Origin of the sequence: Nonomuraea mesophila, from assembly GCF_004352805.1 — a bacterium.
Taxonomy (GTDB): domain Bacteria; phylum Actinomycetota; class Actinomycetes; order Streptosporangiales; family Streptosporangiaceae; genus Nonomuraea; species Nonomuraea longispora.
Genome location: NZ_SMLD01000054.1, coordinates 1 through 21,367 on the forward strand (window position 1 = coordinate 1; position 21,367 = coordinate 21,367).

Genomic DNA, 21,367 nt, shown 5'->3' on the forward strand with positions numbered 1-21,367 from the left:
GGGTCGGGCCAGCGCACGGCGTACGCCCAGCCGGCGCGTTCGAACCAGCGGATCAGCCGCGCGCTCGGGTCGAGCTGGCCCTTGAGCACCCCGTGCCGGGCGCAGGCCGGCTCGACGTGGTGCCAGTTGTGCCAGCCCTCGCCCAGCGTCAGCAGCGCCACCCACCACACGTTCGACGAGCGGTCCCTGGTGAGGAACGGCCGTTCGCCGAACGTGTGCGCGATCGAGTTGACCGACCACGTGACGTGGTGGACCACGGCGTAGCGGACGAGCCCGCCCCAGAACAACGCCGACCAGGCGCCCGCCCACGACATGGACCACAACCCGCCCGCCGCGGCCGGCAGCGCGAACGACAGCGCCACGACGGCCGGGTAGGCGGCGTCGAACCGCCGGACGTCCGGATCGGCCAGCAGGTCCGGCACCCAGTGGCGGCGGCTGGAGCGCAGGCGCGCGGTGTAGAACCAGCCCACGTGGGCGTGCGCCATGCCCCTCAGCAGGGCCCAGCCGTCGTCGCCGTAGCGCCACGGGGAGTGGGGGTCGCCCTCGCGGTCGGCGTACTTGTGGTGTCGCCGGTGCTCGGCCGCCCACAGGGAGACGGGCCCCTCGACCGCCATGCCGCCGGCCAGCATGAGCGCGATCCGCAGCGGCCTGCGGCACTTGAAGGCGCGATGGGTGAACAGCCGGTGGTAGCCGATGGCGATGCCGAAGATGCTCACGAGGTACATCACGACGGCGATGGCCAGGTCGCGCGGGCCGATGCCCCATCCCCACAGGGCGGGCACGGCGAGGGCCAGGAGCAGCACGGGGAGCACCACGAGGACGATCAGGTAGGCCGCGCGGCGGCCGGTGGTGAGCGTCACCGTCTCCGCCGTGCCCGAGCCCGACCGCGGGGTGGGTGACGCGTTCACAGTGCCTCCGTGATCGGTGAGGACGACAGGCCTCCCCATTGATGACCGGGCCGCGGGCCTGCGGCTATGGCCTGCGGGTGACGAGCACATCACCAAGTGGAGTCAAAACACTCCGGACGGTAGCAGCCGCATCCTGTCTAGATTGTGGCTACACAACGTGATGATCTCTGTTCGTTCCGGCTTCAGGGGAAGGTGGGCCAACGGCATGGGTGCTGCCGATCAGGCGACGACGAGCGGCCATCTGGACAGATACGACGAGGCGCTGGCTCGTGATCCGATGGCGGCGTTCGGGCTCGTCCAGCAGTGGATGCGCACCGAGTGGCGCACCCTGTTCGCCGAGCTGCGCGAGCGGCGGCCCGTCTTCGTCACGCCCGCCTTCACGGTCGTGACGCGCTTCGCCGACGTGAGCGAGGTGCTCTCCCACGAGTCGGTCTTCTCCGTACGCGCCTTCGGGCCGCGCCTGGACGCCGCGCTCAACGGCCCCTACATGCTGAGCAGGGACGCGACCCCGACGAACTGGCGGGAGAAGGGCCTGATGCGGGTCATGCTCGACCCGGGCGACGCCGTACGCGTGCGCGCGCTCGCGGGGCGGCTGGCCGACGAGGCCCTCGACGCCGCGCTGCCGGACGGCCGGATCGAAGCCGTTCACGCGCTGTTCCGCCACGTCGCCCTCGGCGTGTGCGCCGACTACTTCGGCCTGCCCGGCCCCGACCCCGGCACCCTGTCGCGGTGGACGCGGGCGATCGTCACCGACTGCTTCGCCAACTACGCAGGCGACCCCGCGGTCCAGGAGGAGTCGGTGCGCGCGGGCGCGGAGCTGACGGCCTACCTGCGCGACCGGCTCCCCGAGCTCCGGGCGGCGCTGCGTGCCGGGCACGACCTGCCCGACGACGTCTTCACCCGGCTCGCCCGCACGAGCCTGCCTCCCGGGCTCGAGCTGGACGACGAGCGCATCGTCGTCAACATGGCCGGCCTGCCGCTCGGCTTCGTGGAGAGCGGGCCGGGAGCCATGGCCGAGGCGGTCGAGCAGTTGCTTGTGCGCCCGCAGGTGCTGGCGCGGGCCGTCGAGGCCGCGGCCGATCCCACCCGTTTCGACCCGTACGTGTGGGAGGCGCTGCGGTTCAACCCGTTCTTCAAGCTGCTGCCCCGCGTCTGCGAGCGTGACCACGTCCTGGCCGCCGGCACCCCGCGCAGCACGCTCATCCCCGCCGGCACGTTCGTGCTGGCCGCGCCGGCCTCGGCCATGTTCGACGCGGACGTGGTGCCCGAGCCCGGCGAGTTCCGCATCGACCGGCCGCGCCACCATCGGCTGTTCTTCGGCCACGGCCACCACTCCTGCCTGGGCGTGCACCTCGCCGCCGTGGTGGTCTGCGAGGTCGTACGCCGGCTGCTGCTGCGCCCCGGCGTACGCCCGGTCCCGCCGCCGGAGGGCGTCCTCACCAGATCGGCCGGGATCTTCCCCGACCGCTACGTTCTCGCGTTCGGCCCCGCGGGCCAGGAAGGGTGACGATGACGACCAGCAGCACGACCAGCAGGGCGCGCAGCGCCGCCACCGACGGGGTCGTCAACCGGCTCAGGTTCCTGGCGCTGACCGGCGGCAAACCGTTCTGGGACGCCGTGCAGTCCGTGCCGTCGCTGCGGCGGCGCCTCAACGCGGCGCTGATCGACAGCGCGGTCCGCGAGATGCCGCCCCGGCCCGAGCCGCTCAGCACGATGGCCGGCTACACCTCGTGGCTCTCGCTGACCGACCGCACCTACAGCGGCAGGCACCTGCCCCCGCTCCCCGTGCCCGAGGCGAACCGGCCGTCCCCCGAGCAGGCCGCCGACCTGTTCGCCCGCGGCGAGACGATGATCCCCTGTCCGCGTTCCACGGTGTTGTTCGCCTACTTCGCCCAGTGGTTCACCGACGGTTTCCTGCGCGGCGACACCAACGTCCCGCGCGATCCGCGCAAGAACACCTCCAACCACCACATCGACCTGAACCAGCTCTACGGCCTCGACGAGACGGCCTCGGCGGCGCTGCGTACGTTCGACGGAGGGCTGCTCAAGAGCCAGACCATCAACGGCGGGGAGTTCCCGCCCTTCCTGTGCGAGAACGGCAAGATCAAGCCGGAGTTCGCGCCGCTGAGCGTGATCCGCTTCGACGAGCTCACCGACGGGCAGCGCGACACCCTGTTCGCGACCGGGAGCGACCGGGGCAACATCCAGATCGGGTTCACCATGCTCACGGTGTTGTTCCTGCGCGAGCACAACAGGGTGGCGCGGCTGCTCGCCGTACGCCATCCGCGCTGGGACGACGAGCGCCTGTTCCAGACGGCCCGCAACATCCTCATCGTGCTGCTGATCAAGCTGGTGGTCGAGGAGTACATCAACCACATCACCCCCTACCACTTCCGGTTCACGCTGGATCCCCGGCTGACGGCGATGCTGGCCCGCGCGCCCTGGCACCGCGAGAACTGGGCGTCGGTGGAGTTCAACCTGGTCTACCGCTGGCACAGCCTGATCCCGTCCCGGCTGGAGGTGGGAGGTCATGAGCTGCCGATGGCGCAGACCCTGGCCGGCGGCGCGCTCATCCCCGGGCCCGGGCTCGGGCGGCTCTTCGAGGACGCCTCCCGTCAGCGCGCCGGGCGCATCGGGCTGTTCAACACCGACCCCCACCTGAGGGAGGTCGACGTGGCGAGCATCGCCGACTCGCGGGCGCTCGGCCTGGCCCCGTACAACAGCTACCGGCGGCACTGCCGCTTCCCCCGCGTGCGCCGGTTCGAGCAGGTCTCCGGTGACGAGCGGGTCAGCGGCGCGCTGCGCGACCTCTACCGCGGTGTCGACGACCTGGACCTCTACGTCGGCCTGTTCGCCGAGGAGCCCGGCTCCCCCGACGCCATCCTCCCGCCGCTGCTCACGAAGATCATCGCGATCGACGCGTTCTCCCAGGCGCTGACCAACCCCCTTCTGGCGCCGCGGGTGTTCAACGCCGCGACCTTCTCCCCCGAGGGACTACGGATCATCGCGGCCACGAGAACGTTGTCCGACGTGCTGCACCGCAACATCCCCGAGGATCCGCGCCCCCGTTTCATCAGCATGACCCGGCGGCCCGAACGGTGACCGGGCCGAAGAACGGCCCGCCGGGCAATACGGCGGACGGAGGCGCGGCAACACCGGGCGGCCGGGCGGTCGGCAGGTCGGGAGGCAGCGCGGGCGGCAGCGCGGGCGGCAGCGCGGGCGGCAGCGCGGGAGGCGCTGGGGCGTCGTTGCGGGAGGCGGCGCGCGAGTTCGTCGGCATCGCCGTCGCCATCAGGCAGGCCGGGGTTCACGCCACGGCCGCGCTGACCGACGGCGCCCTGCTCACGGCCCTGCCCCACGCCCCCGCGGCGGCGCTGCCGGCCCATCGCGCCCTGCTGCGCGCCCTCACCGACGCCGGAGGGCTCGGGTTCGCGCCGGACGGAGGCCGGCTGGGCACCCTGGCGGCGCGGCTGGGCTCTCTGGCCGGTCAGGAGAGCCTGGCCGTCCGCGTGCTGGCCACGTCGTTGCGGCTGCGGATCGCGGCCGTCACCACCGAACATCCCGAGCTGGCCCGCGATCCGCTCGTCGGGCGGCTCGTCGAGGCGGCCGCCGCCGACCGCGACCTGGAGTCCCTCCACGCGCTGCGCGACCTGCTCAAGGACCGTGGCGCGGTACGCGCGCTCAGCCTGATCGCCCCGATCCTCGGCGAGGTCCTCGCGCTGCGGGCGCTGCTCGACGAGAACCCGCTGAACGACCGCACCGCCTGGCTGATCGCGACCGGCGAGGGCCGCGCCACCGCCGACCCGATCACCGGCATCAGCAACCGGGCCGTCGCCGTACTGGACACGGGGGCGGGCGCGGCGCGGCGCACCGACCTGAACGCGGCCGAGACCGCCCGGCTCGGCTCCGAGGCGTCCCTGCTCGGTTTTCTGCGCAACATCAGCGTGATCGGCACGACGGGCCGGGTGCTCATCCAGAGCGTCGAAGGCCCGGACGGGGTCGTGCGGCACGTCGTCCAGGCGCCCGGCATGCGGGCCGGGCGGCCCGACCACGACTCACCGCAGGACCTGCTCGGCGCCTTCAGCAGTGCCGTGCTGGACAGCAACCCCTACAGCCGCGGGCTGGCCGCGGCCGTGCGCGACTACGGCCTGCCGCCGGGCGCCGAGGTGGCTCTCGTCGGGCACAGCGCGGGCGGCGCGGCCATCATGAACCTGGCCCAGAACGCCGGGTTCTGCGCCCGCCTCACCGTCACCCACGCCGTCGCCGTCGGCGCGCCCGTCGACTTCAAACGGCCCGCCGACCCCCGCACCTGGGTGGCCAGCGTCACCAACCAGCACGACATCGTCCCCACGCTCGACGGGCAGGGCGCCGGAGCCTGCGTCGACCCGCACCCCGGCTGGTACGTGGTGGACTACTCCGACGCCACGCACCTGTTCCCGCTCTGCCACGGCATCGAGCGCTACCTCGCGAACCTCGCCGACGACCTGCCCGAAGCCCGTGAGGAGATGGAGGCGCGGCTGGCGGCCTACCGGGGGCCGGTGGTGCGCTCGCAGGCGTACCGGCTGTTCGACGACGCGCCGCGCCCCGACGGCTTTCCCTTCCTGTCCGTGCCGGCCCACGCCGTGGAGGGCTCCGCCGGGCCGGTGGAACTGCCGATCAGGTGCCTGGACGGTAGCGCTCTGACGGCGTACTTCGCCGTGGACGCCGCCGCGGCCGTCCGCCTGCTGCACGGGAGTGGTCTCCGCCCGGCCGCCGGGGTCGCGGGCCGCGCGCTCGTCACCGTGCACGCCGCCTGGAACCGGCGCAGCAGCGCGGGCGGCTACCGCGAACTGCACGTCGGGATCGCTGTACCGGACCCGTGGCGTCCCCCGTCAGCCCGCCTGGGCCCGTTCCGTGGTGCGGACCTGCTGCGGAGGGCCGACCGGCGGTGTTCCGGCGCCTTCATGGCGGGCTCGGTGGTCGACGCCGCCGCCGTCCACGCCGTGGGTGCGCGGGTGTGGGGCGGCGAGCCGTGGCTGACGCCGATGGAGTTCGGGCTCGCCGCCGGGGGCGTACGCGTCGCCGCCGGCGCTCCCGGCGACCGGCTGCTCACCCTGCACGGCCGGCTCGGCCCCGGGCTGCCCGCGCCAGCCCCCGACCTGGTCGGCTACGCGCCGGGGGCGGCGGGCGAGATGCTGCGCTCCTGCGTACGCAGCCGCGGGCGCGGCCGCCTGCACCCCCTCCCCCGCCTGCGGCTGGCCGTGGGGCCCGGGTCGGCTCACCCGCTGGCCCACCGGCTGCACGAGCTGGGTCTCCACGGTGCCCGCCCGCTGCTGTGCCTGTCGGCGGGCACGCGCCAGATGCTTCAGTACGCCGCCGTACCCCTGCCCGCCCCGTGACCGTGCCGTACCACCCCTGCCCGCCCCCTGACCGTACGGAGGAGCCATGCCGACCGATGCCACGGCGATCGCCGCCCACGCCCAGGTCCTGCAGTCCGACGCCCGCGTGCTCGCCGACTGCGCCGAACGCCTGCGGACGATCGGGGCGAGGCTGGAGGCCGACGGCCTCGCGCCCCGGTGGCTGCGTGAGGCGATCGACGCCCACCTCGCGGCCTGCACCACCGCCGCCGCTGACCTGACCGCGGCGGCGGCCCACCTACGGCGCTACGCCGAGCGGGCACGCCCCTGACCGCGACGCTCGGCTCGTCCGGGGCGACCCACCTCAGCCCTGTGGCCGGCGCGGGCGGCGCTCAACCCCGGCTCCAGGACGCCTTCGATCCACGCGTGCCACAACGAGCAGTGCTCCCCGGCGAAGTGCACGCGGTCTGGGGACTTTCATCCCCACCATTGACGACAAAATGGTGTGATTGCAGCATGCAGGGCCGGATGTGCCCCACAATGGACTGATGGCACACCCTCCGCAACCCCAGCAACCCCATCCCCATGGGCCCTGGGGGCAAGAGGGGCAGCAGGGGTACGGGCCGCCATCAGGCCAGGGCACCCCGCCGCCCGGATACGGCTTCCCTGGCCATCAGCAACCCGGCCACCCCGGCCAGCAGGGCCAGCCCGGCCCCGGCCACCAGGGTCCCGGGCCGCAAGGTCCCGGCCAGCAGGGGCACGGCCAGTACGGTCCCGGCCGGCAGGGGCACGGGCCGCCACCCGGTCAAGGCGCCCCGCCGCCCGGCCACGGCCCCCCACCCGGCCAGGGCGCGAACCCGTACGGGCAGGGTCAGCCGTACGACCAGGGCGCGGGTCCGTACGGACAGCCTTACGGGCAGAACCAGGGACAGTACGGCCAGAACCCGGGCCCGCAGTACGGCTACGGCAACCAGATGGGAGCCCCGCCCTACGGCTCACCGCCGCCGAGCAGGGGGAACAACAACGCCGTGCTCATCGGCGTGATCGCCGTCCTGTCGGTGCTCCTCATCGGCGGCGGCGGGTACGGCGCCTACGCCTATCTCAGCGCCCCCGATCCGGCACCGCCCCCCATCGCCCAGCCGACCACGTCACCGTCCGCGCCGCCCACCTCCGCTCCTCCGTCGTCCCCGCCGTCGTCCCCGCCGTCGTCCTCGCCGCCGTCGGCGACGCCGAGCGACACTCCGGAGCCGTCGAGCACGCCGAGCAGCAATGCGGACGCGCCGCTGGAGGAATCGGAGTTCGGCGACTGGAACTTCTCACTGAAGGGCGAGAAGTACGCCGCCCGCAAGGTGGGCGGCTGGACGTACGACTCGTGCGACCCGGTGGACGCCGAAGGCGTGATGGCCGACAACAACTGCGCGAACGCCATCCAGCTCGCCTACACCGCCTACGGCGGGAATCTCAAGGCGGTGCAGATCATCCTGGCGTTCCCCTCCAGCAGCGACACCAAGAACGCGGCGAAGGCGCTGAAGAACACCGCCGACAAGAACGTGGCCTGGCGCAGGAGCAGCGCTCACCGCAGCTACTCGTACGGCAAGATCTACACCGGCGCGTACGTCAAGCACCTGGTCATCACGATCGTCACCGCCAACTCGTCGGCCAAGTCCAAGGCCGCGAAGTTCCACACCGCCCTGCAGACCGACCGCGGCGTGTACTTCTTCATGGGCCGCCGCCAGACCGAACGCCCCATGACGAGCTGACCGGCACCCTGACGTCCGTATCCCCGGCCCCGGCGCCGACGTCCTTGACCGGCCGTGCGGGGTCGTGCACGGACTCGAGGCTGACGAACGGGTCGTCGGGCAGACCAGCGCCGACGAGGGCCGCGATCGCGCCCGTCAAGGACTGAACGGTGCCTCCGGACTCGTGGCCCGCTTCCCGGCGGAGGACGAGGCGGCGGGCACGACCGCCACCCCCTCGACGGACAGGACCTGACGGCCTGATCTCAGCCCGGCCCAGCCGCCGGCGACCGGACGAAGCTCGTCGACCTGCTGTGCCCCTGGATACGGCACGATGCGGGCGATCTCGACGACGTCGCCTGTCACCGGCCCCGCCTGGCGCACCATGACGTCGAGCGCGGCGGGAGCGATTCCGTGCTCCGGCGGGAACGGCGACGTCCACAGATCGGCTGCGGTCACCGTGGGCAGCGCGTCTCCTGCGCCGAGGACCAGCCCTGACCAGTCCAGCCGGCCGCCGGAAGGGGGCACGCCGCGCGCGACCGATGGCGGCACAGGCTGCGGAGGCACCGGCGACGACGACCTGTACAGCAGCCGCAGCGACGCGGCCGTCTCCCCGGTCTCGGCCTTGATCGTGACCTGGACGCTCCAGCCTTGCTCCGTGGTCTCGCCCAGCGCCCGGGTGGTGAACCGGCTACCGCTCGGGGCCAGGATCAGCGCGGGCAGCCGGACCTTCACGTCCCGCGCCTCGGCCAGGTGCTGGGGCGGGCGGTCCGGCGGCACGACCCAGTCGGCGACCGAGCACGCCTGCTCGATCAACACCGAGATCGGCAACGCGGCACGTCCGTCGACGGTGAACTCGGCCAGGCACGGATGAGCGCCCGGTGTGTGCACCACGCTGCTGCGCAGCTCGCGAGACGGCTCGAACAGCTCGACCGCACCCAGGAAGTGCGCGAGCCCGTGCAACCTGGGCAGGTCCGGATGCCCGGTGAAGAGCCTGAAGCCACGGAGCTGGGTGGGCACCAGCGCGCTGCCGATCTGGCCGATGAACATGACCTCCCCGGTGCCGCCTGAGCGCAGTTCGCGGATCCACCGCCTGACTCCCTCAGCCGGGTCGACAGTGGACACGTAGCGGACCGCCGCGTCATAGTTGGCGATCACCCCGAGCCGCTCCCAGGTCGGCCAGCACAACGTCTGCACAGGCAGCCCGTGGGTGTTGCGCGCCCAGAACCCGAGCCTGGTCAGGGCTTCGTTGCCCGCTGCGTAGTCGATCTGCCCGATCATGCCGCCCATCCGTCCGGCCAGCGAGCCGACGTTGCAGAAGACCTTGACCGTGTCCCGCCGCGCGCGGAGCACCGCGCGGGTGAGGTTGGCGAAGCCCGTCACCTTCACGTCGACCGTTCGCACCACCTCTTCCGGGCTCTTGTTGTCCAACCTGGTCGGCAGGTCGATGCCCGCGTTGTGGATGATCACGCTGGGCTCGGGGATGCGGGCGAACAACGCGTCGACCTGCTCCGGCCGCACGCAGTCGCACGGCTCGTACGTGATGCGCAGGCCGTCCCGCCGGGCCGCCGCCAGGTTCGCGCCGACCTGCCGCAGCTCGGTCTCGCGTTTGAGCGCGGCGCGTACGTCCCGCAGTTCCCTGGCAGTGCGGGCGGAGCGCACTCTGGCCCGGCAGTACTCGGAGTAGCCGGCGTCGTCCATGGTCAGCCAGCGGGCGTCGGCCGGAAGTTCGCCGCGGCCGGTCACCACGATCCGGCAGCCGAACTCCTCCGCGACCCCGCGGGCCAGCGCGAAGCCGACGCCACGGGCGCCTCCCGAGATCAGCACCACGTCATCGGACCCCAGCTCGACGCGGGGCGGCGGTTCCGGGCTGGGCCGCGCGGCCAAGGCATGGCGGACCCCCTGCCGGTAGCCGATCTCGAACAGGTCCCAGGCCGCCAGCTCGGCCGTCAGCAGCTCCGCCAGGCGGGCTTGCCCGACGGCGTCCACGTCCAGGACTTTCACCGCGAGGTTGGGCAGCTCACGGGGCAGGCACTTGGCGAATCCGGCCCAGATCCCGCCCAGCGGGGAGCCGATCGGCCCATCGTGGTAGCCCATCAGCCCGCCCATGGCGGTGACGGCGACGTAGCAGGACCGGTCGGCGCGCGGGTCGGCTCCCCAGGCACCGTATCTGCGCTGCACCATCCTGGTCGTCCTGGCCAGCGCGTCCCGCCATTCCCCGCCGTCGAACCGGTAGGGGACGCCCACGACGTTCAGGTCGACGATCCCGTCCCAGTCGTCCCGCTCGGGTTCGCGGCCGGGAACACAGAGGTCCGCGCCGAGCGCGCTCGCCACCTCTGCGGCCAGCTCCGCGTCGGAGCCGATCACCAGCAGCCGCCGCGCCACGGGGGTGGAAGACGGAAGCGGGTGCGGCACAGGCTCCCAGACCATGCGATGAACGGGCCGGACGAAGGAGTCGGTGTCGAAGGACACCAGGTGCGGGCGGACCGGCGCGGGGGTCGTCACGTCCGCTCCTGCACGACCGCGGAGATCCCGCCGCTGGGGAACAGGGTGACGTAGTGTCCGCTGCGGACGGTGTGCGTGCCGGAAAGCCGCAGCCGGTAGCGCTGCGACAACATGGCCACCGCGGTCACCAGCGTGGCCATCGCCAGCCCTTTGCCGATGCACATGCGCCGCCCGCCGCCGAACGGAAGGAAGGCGTGCTTGTGCCGCTTGTTCTGGGTGTCGTCGAGGAAACGCCGGGGATCGTAGGTGTCAGGGTCGGACCAGTGCTCGGGTGAGCGGTGCGTGCCGTACACGCTGAGCAGGACTGTCGTCCCCGCCGGAACCTCGCGACCGGCCAGGGAGTCCGGCTCGACGGCGTCGCGGGGGAACTGCCAGACCGGCGGGTGCAGCCGCAGCGCCTCGTTGATCGCGGCCGTGGTCTGCACCAGTTCGCCCAACTGATCGGGGGCGGGCGCCTGGCCCAAGAGAACCTCGTCCACCTCGCGCTCGACGGCGCGGCGGGCCTGGGGGTGCCTGGCCAGCTCGTACATGGTCCAGGCGAGCGCCTGGCCGGTGGTGTCGGAGCCGGCCAGCAGCAGGGTGCGGAGGTTGTCCGACACCTCGGCCTCGGACAGGCCGGCGCCGAGCAGTTGACCTGCGGCGTCGTCGCCGCATTCGCCGCCGGCGCGGCGTGAGCGGATCACCCCGTGGACGATGTCGTCGAGCACCCGGTTCGCCCACCTCCGTTCGCGGTGGTACCGGGTGGGCACGAACGCAGGGATCATGGTGGGCAACGCCATGATCGTGCGGTTGTAGATGACCTTGTTGGCGATCGCGGAGGCTCGTGCGTAGTCGGTGCCCGACAGGTCCCGGCTGATCAGCGCCATGCCCAGGACCCTGGAGGCGACGTCCATCAGGTCGGGCGCCACGTCAACGACGACGCCGGAGTCCGCGTGCGCCGTCCAGCGGCGGATGACCTCCTCGACGGCGCCGACGGCTTCGCGCGCGTTGCCGCGGACGCGTTCTGGGCTGAACGCGGGCTGGACCGCCCTGCGTGGCCTGCGCCACTGGTCGGTGTCGAGCGTCAGCAGACCGGAGCCCATGACGCCGGAGAATCCGCGGTAGAGCTTGCCCCGCACATAGTTGTCCGGGTTGGTACGCAACACCCGCTCGATCGCCTCTGGCTCGGTGACCTGCACGAACGGGAGGGGCAGCTTGACCGACACGACCGAGTCGCGTTCCTGCATGCGCAGGGTGTAGGTCAGCGGGTCCCTGAAGTAGGGGATGGCGTCACCGATCACCGGCAGCCCGGCAGGGCCGTGGGCGACAGGGCAGGTTCCCTGGCGTGTCATGAGCGCTCCTCACGGTGGAATCGTTCCCTGTCGACGTATTCGCCGGTCTCCTGGTCCACATAGCCGACGATGGCGCCCGAGATGTCCTTGACCTGGAGCAGCACCTCGCCGTCGGCGGCCACCGCGATCGCCCGGTTCTCGGGTTCGGGATCCTCCAGGTCGAGGTCGACGGGGGTGACGTAGAGCTCGACCGGTGCGGCCAGCGCGGCGAGCGTCAGGTCGGTGTGGCCGCCGTACAGGTCGATACGCCGGACCGTGCGCGGAATCGCGACGGGCGTCCAGCGGTCCGCGACGGTGTGCAGAACGGCCACGCGCACCAGGCCGTCCAGCGAGACGGAGGGGACGAGCAGGCCAGGGAACCAGCGTCGCAATGCGGGCACGTCGAGCGCGAGCCGCCCTCGCCGTCCCAGCGGGTGCGTCCGGGTGTCGGTGGTCGACCGGAACACCTCGCGCAGGAGCACGTCCGACCCTGGCACGTGGTAGGGGTCGCGGAGGGGCTTGCTGCCGTGCTCGTCCCAGTGCGTCCACCTCGGGCCGGGTACGGGAGCGTCGCGCAGCCGTACGGTGACCGAGAAGTGCAGCCTGTCGCGGGCGACGGTGACGCCGTTCGGTGCCACTACGTCGCCCTGCACGCGGACGGCGACCACCGACTCGCGCTCGTCGGTGCGCAACAGCGTGGCGGTGAGCCGTTTGACCTCGGGCCGGTCCTTCCGGTAGATCCGCAGGAACGACTCCAGCCGCAGGTCTTCGAAGACAACCGGGACCCGGTTCGGCACCAGCGACACCGCGGCTTGCGCGGCCAGCTCGGGCACGAAGGTGCCAGGCAGGGTCGGATAGCCGTTCACTTGGTGAAACTCCAGATAACCGTCCCTGTCGAGGGTGAACGTACGCTCGGCGACAAGCTCCGTGGTGTCGCGGCGCAGCACCGTGTCGATGTACGGCAGCGCTCGCGCCTCGCCCATGCAGAAGTCCAGGAAATCCGGACGGATGCCCCTGACGAGCTCGCGTTCCTTGTCGCCCAGGAACACCGTGGCCGGCGCGTCCCGCACGGCGGTCAGCTCGGTGAGGAAGTGGTCGACGCCTTCCTCGGTCGGCATCGGGGTGTACGCGTCGATCTCGTCGAGGAAGGCCCGCATCAGCGGGGTGGCACCGAGCCCGACGTCACGCCAGAGGGTCCAGCCGATGGTGAACTCGTTCTCGGCGCTCATCGCGGCCATGTTGAGGAAGTCGTTGGCCGCGGCGTAGTCGGTCTCGCCGCGCTGGCCGGTCAGCCCGATGAACGAGCCGAAGTTGCACCAGCGGCGCGGTTCCCGCCCGCGCAGCGCCTCCTTGAGGTTCAGGTACGTGTGCACCTTGAGGTCACGCACCGTGCGGAAGTCGGCGACCGACTTCGCGGTGACATCGGAGGCCCGGTTGGTGCCGGCGATGTTGAGCAGGAGGTCGATGGGGCCGCTCACAGCGTCGACGGCCCGCCGCACCGCGGCCGGGTCTCGGAGGTCGCAGCGCAGGTAGCGGACCCGCCCGGGCCCGGACAGCCGTTCCAGCTCGGTGAGGGTGTCGCGGACCTGTCGCTGCTCGAGCAGCCGGTCGTACCTGGCGTTCGCCTCGGCCACGCCGACCCGGTTCGGCCCGTTGAGCCGGGCCCTGATGAACGTGCTGCGGTCGGGCAGCTCCTCGGAGTCGCCGGGCGGCTCGGAGCTGCCCAGGATCACGATGCGCGGGCGGTGTCGCACGGCCAGCGCTGTGAGGATCGGTGCGCCGATGCCGCGCGCCCCGCCCGCGGCCACCACCAAGGAGTCCTCGCTCAGCGCCGGCATCCCGTCCGGCGTCGCCTCGGCGGGCACCGCTCGCGGGGTGAGCCGGCGACCGCCGGCGTGATAGGTCACCGGGAGGAGCTGGGCGGCGCCCAGCTCGGCGCTCACTGTGGCCAGCACCTCCTCCAAAGGCGCCGCCTCGTGCACGGTGGCGAGCACGCAGGTGTCCGGCAGCTCCAGCGCCAGGCTCTTGACCAGGCCCGTGAACAACCCGGTGAGGGGCAGCGGCGCCCCCGCCGCGGTGACGCCGCCCACCACGCTCACGACGAACGAGCCGCCCGCCAGGCGCGGCGCGCACTCCTTGGCCGTCATGAACGTGCGCTCGTGCAACTCGAGCAGCTCCCGCACCCGATCGGACCAGCGGTCCTCACGCAGGCTGGGGTCGGTGGCGTCCACCAGCACCCGTACGTGCCGGGGTGCCTGACCGTCCTGGTGGGCCAGCGCGGCGCGGAATGCGGCGGAGTTGGTGAGCACCACCGCGTCCTCCGGGATCGCGGGCGGGGCGGAGCGGACGGGCCTGCGCGGGGCGGGCGCCAGCTCGATCACGTGGCGGTCCAGCAGAGGAGCCGCTTTCCGCTGCCTGCTGAGCCGGATCATCCGAGGGCTCGACAGCCGGTCGGCCCTGAGCTCGATCGTCGTCCGGCTCTGGTCGCCGCTCAGGAAGGCGATCAGCTCGCGCCCGCCCTGCGCGCCCAGGAAGTTCGCGCGGGTCATGCGACCGCCTCCAGCATCTTCTCCACGGCGGACTCCACGGACACCTCGGCGAGTACCGGGAGACCTTCGGCCAACGCCAGCGACTTCCGGGTGATCGCGAACAGGAACGTCCCCTCGCCGATCTCCCCGCTGCCCAGCAGGCGGCCCCAGGACGTAAGACTGTTGCCGTTGCTCCCGGCGACCAGGACCACGTCCACGTCGCCGGAGTCCAGGTAGCACTCGGCGACCTCAAAGGCGTCGGCGAGCGACGCTCCGCCGCCGTCCACGGCGATGTTGAGCCCACGCAGGTCGAAGTAGCTGCACAGCCGCGCCGGGATGACGTTGGGCATCTCGCCGGGGAAGGAGTCCTCGTCAGGAGCGGCGATCAGCCCGGTCACGCGTTCACGCAGTTCCCGCGCGTTGGGGACGGCTTGGCGGTCGAGCTCGTCCAGGTGGGCGCGGATGGCGTAGAGGACCGCGTTCCTGGTGGGCCCGGTGTGGCCCACCACCACCCCGGTGGTACGGCTGTGCCGCCGGCAGAATTCGCGCACCCGGAGGTCCATCCGGTGCATGCACTCGATGATCATGAGCTGGGTGCGGTCGGTTGCCCGGATCGTGGAGGCCGGCAGGCGCAGCCGGGCGAACGGCGGGCTCGGGTAGCGGTCGCCGAACGAGTTCGGCAGGATGTTCCTGCCCTGCGCCCACTCCGCGACCTGCGCGTTGTCCTCGGCGCCTGGCACGTGCGCCGACCAGTCGACGATCACCATGGGCTCGCCGGTAACGACCCCGTAGCCGGCCTTGCCGCGACAGTCCGGCCGGAACTCCTGGATCAGCATGTGCGCGTTGGTGCCGCCGAAGCCGAAGCCGGACACGGCCACGGTGCGCGGCCGGTCGGGCCGCACCGGCCAGGGCACAGGTCGCGCGGGGATCTCCAGGTTGCACGACTCCAGGCCGAAGCTGTCCGGGGCCGCCGAGAAGCGGTGCTGGGCGGGGATGACCTCGTGCCGCAGCCCCAGAAGGGCGTGGATGACCGACACCACCCCGGCCGCCCAGCCCGTGTGGCCGATCAGGGACTTGTTCGAGGTCACCTGCACCGGATGCGTCCCGGTGTAGGCAGCGCGCAGGCTCAGGAACTCGGCCTCGTCGCCCGCAGGGGTTCCGGTGGCGTGCGCGATCACCCAGTCGACGTCTCCGACTTCGACGTGCGACTTGGCCAGTGCGCGGGCGACGGCCAGCTCCTGGCCCGCGCTGGACGGCGCGTAGATGGCCTTGCCCTTGCCGTCCGCGGACAGGCCGACCCCGGCGATCAGGCCGTACACGGTGTCCCCGTCGGCAAGGGCCCTGGACAGCCGCTTCAGCACCACGGCGCCCGCTCCGTCGGAGAACAGCACGCCGTCGGCGGTCCTGTCGAGCGCGCGCACCTCTCCGCTCCTGGACAGCCCGTACAGCTTGGAGAACAGCACCGACCCGCTGGGGACCAGCGCGAACGCTCCGCCGCACACGGCGACGTCGGCGCGGCAGGACAGCAGGTCACGCAGTCCCAGGTCGATCGCGTACAACGAGGACGAGCACGCCGTGTCCACCATGAGCAGCCGGGTCCCCGCCGGCAGCAGGCCCTCGATGGCGCTGGCGCCGATACGGTGCGGGAACGGCTGCGATCGGCTGGCGTCACCGTGCCACAGCACGGAGTCGGGAACCTCCTCCAGTTCCTCGCGGATGAGCGCTTCCTGCAGGTGCTGGCTGCCGTCGGGGGTGAAGCCGAAACAGGCGGTGTACGTGTCGCCGTCCCGCCTGGCCACACCCTCCAGCGCCTGGTGCACGCTGTGCCTCAGCCACAGCGTGGTGAAGTCGAGCCCGTCGTCCGGCTGCTCGGCGGCCAGCTCGGAGTGCGGCGTGAAGCCGGTGATGAAGCCCGAGCGACGCTGGTAGCTCTTGTCGGCGGCGCTCGGGTCGTCGTCGTGGAAGCCCGCCATCGACCAGCGATCGGCCGGGACGTCGACGAACAGTTCCGCACCCTCCATGAGCAGCGACCAGAACGCGTCCGGGTCACTGGCCCCCGGCACGGCCAGCCCCATGCCGACCACCGCGATCGGATCCGCGTCCTGAGCGGAGTACGCCTCCGGTTCGAGCCCTGGTTCCGGTTCCGGCACCGGTTCCGGTTCTGGTCCCGGCTCCGGCTCCGGCTCCGGGTCCGGGTCCGGGTCCGGGGACGTGGCGCGGCGCTGCAATGACATGCCACCGTCCGCCACCACGGTCTGCCCGGTGATCCATCCCGCGCCGGAAGAGGCCAGTAGCAGGACCAGGTCGGCCAGATCCTCCGGAGTGGCCAGCCGCCCCAGCGGGGTGGCCGCCACCAGGTTGGCGCTCACCGACTCGAATCCCGGGAACATACGGCCGACCGGATTGTCCATGAGCGCGACGGAGGCGGTGTTCACGCGGATGCCGTCCGGGGCGAACTCCGCCGCCAAATAGCGGGTCAGCGCCTCAAGGGCAGCCTTGGACAGCCCGATCGGCAGGTAGTTGGCCGGGGCGTACAACGCGCCGAGCGAGGAGACGTTGACGATGCAGCCCGCGCGGGATCGGGCCAGCAGCGGGCGGGCCGCCTTCGCGCACCGGAGCGCGCCCTTGACGTTGACGTCGAACGCCTGGTCCAGGTGCTCCTCCGTCAGCTCGTCCCAGGCGGCGAACGTCCCGCCGGCGGCGTTGTTCACCAGCAGATCCAGCCGTCCGTGGGTGGCGTCGACCTGGTCGAACATCCGCCGGACCTGGTCCGGCTTGGCCACGGACGCCCTGATCACCTCGACGCCGTCGCCCAGGTCGGCCGCGAGGGTCCTGGCCTCGTCGTACGAGTGGAAGCAGTTGACGACCACCTTGGCGCCGGCCTCGGCGAGCGAGCGTACGATGCGCGCGCCCACGCTGCCCGCGCCGCCGGTGACCAGAGCGACGCGGCCGTGGAAGTCCGTCATGTCGTGCCCGCCCTGGCAAGCGAGTCGATGACGAAGTCCACCACTTGGCCGAACGTCCGGTAGTCGGCCATCCGCAGGTCGTCAGGCGGCGGGCCCAGCTGGAACAGCACGCCGAGCCTTCCCATCAGCTCCACCCGCTTGACCGAGTCGACGCCGAGGTCGGCCTCCAGCTCGGCGCCGTCCTCGAAGACCTCCTCGGGGTACTCCAGCGTGGTGGCGTAGAGATCACGTACCCGGGCGGCGACCGCTTCCCTCGCCGGTGGCCCCGCGGGCGTCTCCACCGGCGGCGTCGGCGCGGGCGGCACGGACAGCCGCTGGGTCGGAACGGACACGAAGGGCGTGCTCGTCTCCCGCGGCGGTGTCGCGGCGGCAGACGTGCCCGTCTCCGGTGTCACGGCCGCGAGCGCGGGCGGGTTCGCGGCGGTCGCGGCCGTGACCGCCGCAGGCGGGGGCGGGTTCGCGGCGGTCGCGTCGGTGTGCCGGGCCGTCCGTGGCTCGGCGGCGGGGGCCAGGTACTGTCCGGTCTCGCGGAGCGTGTCCAGGTCCGGCAGCAGCGGCGTGTGCACGGAGGCGGCCGGCTCGATCGAGCGGACCAGGGAGGTCAGCGCGCGCCCCGCGCCCACTTCCACCCAGACGCCGGCGCCCGAGCGGTGCAGCCGCTCCACAGTGGGCCCGAACCGCACCGGTGTGACGAGGTGCGAGGCGAGCAACTCGCCGAGGTCGTCGGAGTCACGGTAGTAGCGGCCGAGTACAGGTGAGAGAACCGGAACGCGCAGGGGCCTCCTGCTGTATCCGCTGAGCCGGCGGGCCAGTTCCTGCCGCGCCTGGGCGAGCAGCGGACTGTGGAACGGATGCGGCGAGTGCAGTGCGATCGACGGCAGCCCGATCGCGGCGGCGATCGTCGCCGTGCGGCGCAGCGCGTCGGCCGTCCCCGTGACCACCGTCTGTCCCGGCCCGTTGTCCACCGCAACGACTGTGCCGGAGGTCGGGAGCAGATCGAGGATGCGCTGGGCCCGGTCGGGCGCGCAGGCCAGCGCCAGCAGCCCGCCGCCGCTGGTGTCATGCTCCCGCAGCACGGTGATCCGGTGGCAGAGGATCTCCGCGCCCTCGGCGACGTCCAGCGCGCCACCGGCGACCAGGGCCGCGATCTCGCCGAGGCTGTGCCCGACGAGCACGCTGAACCTCGCCCCCTGATCGGACAGCGTACGAAAGGCCGCGACCGACGTGGCGAAAACAGCGAGTTGCAACACGTCCGGCGCCGCGTCAAGCAATTGGTCGGCGGTATTGTCGGATAAGGCCTGGCTCAGACCTTCTCCGATAATACGGTGGGCCACCGCGTCAATGGCTTCGATCACCTGAGCGGCCTCGGGAGCATTCGCGCGCACCCGAGCTAAAGCACCCGGGATATATGCCCCCTGGCCTGGGAAAAGACCAACAACAATCTCAACGGAGCTCAGCATGATGATCCCTCTCGGAGCACGGTGTCGACGAAATTCCATTCGTGGGATTGGCGTTGCATATTCCGCGTGCGAGCTCGATGAAGCCAAGGCTATTCGCGCTTGCACAGCGCGGACACCCCTAAACCATGCGCCGGACCAGGGGTGATCGCGAGGCCGCGGAATGGGCCTCGGGCACGTCCGGCGGGGTTGCACTGGACGCTCACCGACGGCGGCATGCCCGCCTTCGTTCTGCCGGACTGCCTGGCCACCTTGATAGGGTCACGGCATGCCCACTGGCAGCTTGTTTCTCTGACCGCATCCGCAAGCGGCGGCAGCACTGGAGCCTGCGCTGCTCCGGCGGTGACCGGACGCACGCCGGCTGAGGCGGCGTTCCGGCGATCTGTCGCGCGCTCTTGACCGAGGTCAACCATCACTCGACAGAGAAACGAGCACCATCACCATGACGTTCCCCACCTCTTCAGGGCACTCGGCCCATCCCTTGGCCGGGCACATCACCGTGCTGAACACGGTCGACCCCGACGAGCCGCTCCTGGACGATCTCCACCCGCTGCGCGCCATCGTGGAAGACGCCCGGGTCGTGGCCATCGGCGAGGGCGCGCACTTCGTACACGAGTTCACGCTCGCCCGCGCGCGGCTGCTCCGCTACCTGCTGGAACACTGCGGATTCACCGTCGTGGCGCTCGAGATGGGCTCCGGTGACGCCGCGGCCGTCAATCCCTGGCTCGCCGGCGAAGGAGACGAGGACGACCTGTCGCAGGTGGCCGGCCGGCACACCGTCAACCTGTTCGGGGAACTGCTGCGCCGGCTGCGCCGCTACAACCGCGACAGGTCCCATCCCGTCCAGATCGTCGGGATCGACCTGCCCAACAGCCTGACCCTGCTGCCCGATCTCGACCCGGTCGCCGGCTACCTGCGGATGGTCGACGAGGGGATCACCGACATGGTGGCCGGTCTCCTGCGTACGGCCGGCGCGATCACCGGCGCTTCGGCCGCCGCGTCGGCCCCGCGGTGGGCGAGCCTCGACCCGGCCGACCAGGAGTCCCTGACGGCCGGACTGGCCCGGCTGTCGTTGCGGATGCGCGCGCTCGAACCGCTTTACGTGGCCCGCAGCGACCAACACGACTACGACGTCGCACGACGCCACCTGGAAGCGGCCTGCCACACCGACTACATGCTGCGGGCCATGAACACCCTGCTCTCCGGGTCGGGCCTGCCCGACGACACCTCGATCCGCGACCACTACATGGCCTTGTGCGTGACGTGGCACCTCGAACGCCTCGGCCCCGACGACCGCGTCATCGTGGTCGCGCACAACAACCACATCCAGAAGACCCTGGTCACCTATGACGGCTACCCCACCGCCCTGCCGATGGGGCACCACCTCGCCCGCGGCCTCGGCCGGCACTACCGCGCCGTGGGCCTGACCCACACCGCCGGCGAGGTGCCCGACATGGTCTGGCCCGCCGAGGACTCCCCGGTCGGATTCACCATCGAACCCGTCCGCCTCGACGCCCCGCCTCCGGGGAGCTTGGAGAGGGCCCTGGTGGACGCCGGACTCGCCGCCGGCGTCACCCTGACCGATCTGCGCTCCCCCGACCCGGAGGTGAGGGCCCTGGACAGCATCCGGTCGCAGAGCGCCACCATGGACACGCCCGTCGCCCAGACGTTCGACGCGGTCCTGTGCACCCCCACCGCGACCACCGACCCCACCACCACCTTCACGTCCTAGATCCCGCATGAGACGAACGCGGCGTGCGGGACCGCAGCCCGGTCCCGCACGCCGCGACGTCCCAGCGCCTCGGGTCCCTGCCGCGGTGGATCCAGGCGCGGTCGAGGGACCGCTCGGCCCGAGGCGTCTAGAGGTTGAAGCCGCCCGAGATCTGGATGTTCTGGGCGGTGACCCAGCGGCTCTCGTCGGAGACCAGTGTGGCGATCATCGCGCCGATGTCGTCGGGTTCGCCGGCCCGGCCGAACGCGGTTTTCGCGGCGAGGGCCGAGACGACCTCGGGGAACCGGGTGAAGGCGTCGCCGCCGAGCCGGGTGCGGGTCGGACCGGGCGAGACGGCGTTGACGCGGATGCCTCTCGTGGCGAACTCCTTGGCCATGTACCGGGTCAGCACGTCAAGCCCGCCCTTCATCGACGCGTAGGCCGAGTAGCCGGGCTCCAAGCCCGCCGTACCCGACGAGCTGCTGCTCGTGTTGACGATGGCCCCGCCGTCCGCCATCAGGGGCAGCAGTCGCTGCGTGAGGAAGTACGGCCCCTTGAGCAGGACCCGCATGAGCCTGTCGAACGTCTCCTCGGTCGTGTCCTCGATCAACGACATTTCGGCGTGACCGGCGTTGTTCACCAGGTGGTCGAAGGTGTCACGCTGCCAGGTGTCGCGCAGCACGCCGGCCACCGTGTCACGGAAAGCCGCGAAGGTGCCGACATCGCCGAGGTCCAGCGGCAGCGCGACGGCCCTGCCGCCCTCCTTCTCGATGGCGGCGGCCGTATCCAGCCCTGCTCGCGCGTTGGTGCCGTAGGTCAGGATGACCCCGGTTCCGCGCTTGGCGATCTCGATGGCGGTGCTCTGTCCGATGCCGGAGCTGGCGCCCGTGATGACGGCGACCTTCATGGT

14 protein-coding genes are annotated in these 21,367 nt (G+C 71.9%); 6 read left to right on the plus strand and 8 right to left on the minus strand.

What is annotated here, in order from left to right; all coding sequences use genetic code 11:
• The coding region (locus tag E1295_RS21080) for an acyl-CoA desaturase (protein WP_246080180.1) at positions 1 to 908 on the minus strand (908 nt) is incomplete at its 3' end.
• 205 nt (positions 909 to 1,113) lie between these two features.
• Between E1295_RS21080 and E1295_RS21085 the strand changes: the two genes are divergently transcribed.
• The 4 genes from E1295_RS21085 to E1295_RS21100 are packed head-to-tail and all read left to right on the plus strand — an operon-like array spanning position 1,114 to position 6,575.
• Complete coding sequence (locus tag E1295_RS21085) at positions 1,114 to 2,415, plus strand: cytochrome P450 (protein WP_132632051.1); 1,302 nt, start codon at positions 1,114 to 1,116, stop codon at positions 2,413 to 2,415.
• 2 nt (positions 2,416 to 2,417) lie between these two features.
• Positions 2,418 to 4,010 carry a peroxidase family protein gene (locus tag E1295_RS21090; RefSeq protein WP_132632052.1) on the plus strand — a complete coding sequence of 531 codons (1,593 nt, stop codon included), beginning with the start codon at positions 2,418 to 2,420 and terminating at the stop codon, positions 4,008 to 4,010.
• Positions 4,007 to 6,286 carry a hypothetical protein gene (locus E1295_RS21095; protein WP_246080181.1) on the plus strand — a complete coding sequence of 760 codons (2,280 nt, stop codon included), beginning with the start codon at positions 4,007 to 4,009 and terminating at the stop codon, positions 6,284 to 6,286. Before E1295_RS21090 ends, E1295_RS21095 begins: the two co-directional genes overlap by 4 nt.
• Before the next feature lie 46 nt (positions 6,287 to 6,332).
• Complete coding sequence (locus E1295_RS21100) at positions 6,333 to 6,575, plus strand: hypothetical protein (RefSeq protein WP_132632053.1); 243 nt, start codon at positions 6,333 to 6,335, stop codon at positions 6,573 to 6,575.
• A 298-nt stretch (positions 6,576 to 6,873) separates the two neighbouring features.
• On the opposite strand, the gene E1295_RS48855 is transcribed toward E1295_RS21100, so the two are convergent.
• On the minus strand, positions 6,874 to 7,035 hold the full coding sequence (locus tag E1295_RS48855; protein ID WP_166427337.1) for a hypothetical protein: 162 nt from the start codon (positions 7,033 to 7,035) through the stop codon (positions 6,874 to 6,876).
• A 183-nt stretch (positions 7,036 to 7,218) separates the two neighbouring features.
• Between E1295_RS48855 and E1295_RS48860 the strand changes: the two genes are divergently transcribed.
• Positions 7,219 to 8,004, plus strand: coding sequence for a hypothetical protein (locus E1295_RS48860; protein ID WP_166427338.1), 786 nt, complete (start codon positions 7,219 to 7,221; stop codon positions 8,002 to 8,004).
• 135 nt (positions 8,005 to 8,139) lie between these two features.
• Here the strand turns inward: E1295_RS48860 and E1295_RS21120 are convergent, their stop codons facing one another.
• Genes E1295_RS21120 through E1295_RS21145 form a run of 5 tightly spaced genes read right to left on the minus strand, consistent with a single transcriptional unit; the run spans position 8,140 to position 18,788 of the window.
• Positions 8,140 to 10,485, minus strand: coding sequence for an SDR family NAD(P)-dependent oxidoreductase (locus E1295_RS21120; protein ID WP_132632055.1), 2,346 nt, complete (start codon positions 10,483 to 10,485; stop codon positions 8,140 to 8,142).
• Complete coding sequence (locus E1295_RS21125; RefSeq protein WP_132632056.1) at positions 10,482 to 11,816, minus strand: cytochrome P450; 1,335 nt, start codon at positions 11,814 to 11,816, stop codon at positions 10,482 to 10,484. The genes E1295_RS21120 and E1295_RS21125 overlap by 4 nt, the downstream gene beginning before the upstream one ends.
• Positions 11,813 to 14,344, minus strand: coding sequence for an SDR family NAD(P)-dependent oxidoreductase (locus E1295_RS21130; protein ID WP_132632057.1), 2,532 nt, complete (start codon positions 14,342 to 14,344; stop codon positions 11,813 to 11,815). Before E1295_RS21130 ends, E1295_RS21125 begins: the two co-directional genes overlap by 4 nt.
• On the minus strand, positions 14,341 to 17,289 hold the full coding sequence (locus tag E1295_RS21135; protein ID WP_166427339.1) for an SDR family oxidoreductase: 2,949 nt from the start codon (positions 17,287 to 17,289) through the stop codon (positions 14,341 to 14,343). The genes E1295_RS21130 and E1295_RS21135 overlap by 4 nt, the downstream gene beginning before the upstream one ends.
• Positions 17,286 to 18,788 carry an acyltransferase domain-containing protein gene (locus E1295_RS21145; protein WP_342775902.1) on the minus strand — a complete coding sequence of 501 codons (1,503 nt, stop codon included), beginning with the start codon at positions 18,786 to 18,788 and terminating at the stop codon, positions 17,286 to 17,288. Before E1295_RS21145 ends, E1295_RS21135 begins: the two co-directional genes overlap by 4 nt.
• 400 nt (positions 18,789 to 19,188) lie before the next feature.
• Between E1295_RS21145 and E1295_RS21150 the strand changes: the two genes are divergently transcribed.
• Complete coding sequence (locus tag E1295_RS21150; RefSeq protein ID WP_132632060.1) at positions 19,189 to 20,478, plus strand: erythromycin esterase family protein; 1,290 nt, start codon at positions 19,189 to 19,191, stop codon at positions 20,476 to 20,478.
• Between the two features lie 127 nt (positions 20,479 to 20,605).
• Here E1295_RS21150 and E1295_RS21155 read toward each other — a convergent pair whose 3' ends face one another.
• The gene (locus E1295_RS21155; protein WP_132632061.1) at positions 20,606 to 21,364 is read right to left on the minus strand and encodes an SDR family NAD(P)-dependent oxidoreductase; all 759 of its coding nucleotides are present in this window, start codon (positions 21,362 to 21,364) and stop codon (positions 20,606 to 20,608) included.
• Positions 21,365 to 21,367: the final 3 nt, after the last annotated feature.

Bases quoted from the DNA above. Each gene is read 5' to 3' on its own strand.
- E1295_RS21135 (WP_166427339.1), bottom strand. From the start codon at position 17,289: ATGACGGACTTCCACGGCCGCGTCGCTCTGGTCACCGGCGGCGCGGGC.
- E1295_RS21145 (WP_342775902.1), bottom strand. From the start codon at position 18,788: ATGGAATTTCGTCGACACCGTGCTCCGAGAGGGATCATCATGCTGAGC.
- E1295_RS21085 (WP_132632051.1), top strand. From the start codon at position 1,114: ATGGGTGCTGCCGATCAGGCGACGACGAGCGGCCATCTGGACAGATAC.
- E1295_RS21130 (WP_132632057.1), bottom strand. From the start codon at position 14,344: ATGACCCGCGCGAACTTCCTGGGCGCGCAGGGCGGGCGCGAGCTGATC.
- E1295_RS21155 (WP_132632061.1), bottom strand. From the start codon at position 21,364: ATGAAGGTCGCCGTCATCACGGGCGCCAGCTCCGGCATCGGACAGAGC.
- E1295_RS48860 (WP_166427338.1), top strand. From the start codon at position 7,219: ATGGGAGCCCCGCCCTACGGCTCACCGCCGCCGAGCAGGGGGAACAAC.
- E1295_RS21125 (WP_132632056.1), bottom strand. From the start codon at position 11,816: ATGACACGCCAGGGAACCTGCCCTGTCGCCCACGGCCCTGCCGGGCTG.
- E1295_RS21100 (WP_132632053.1), top strand. From the start codon at position 6,333: ATGCCGACCGATGCCACGGCGATCGCCGCCCACGCCCAGGTCCTGCAG.
- E1295_RS21090 (WP_132632052.1), top strand. From the start codon at position 2,418: ATGACGACCAGCAGCACGACCAGCAGGGCGCGCAGCGCCGCCACCGAC.
- E1295_RS21150 (WP_132632060.1), top strand. From the start codon at position 19,189: ATGACGTTCCCCACCTCTTCAGGGCACTCGGCCCATCCCTTGGCCGGG.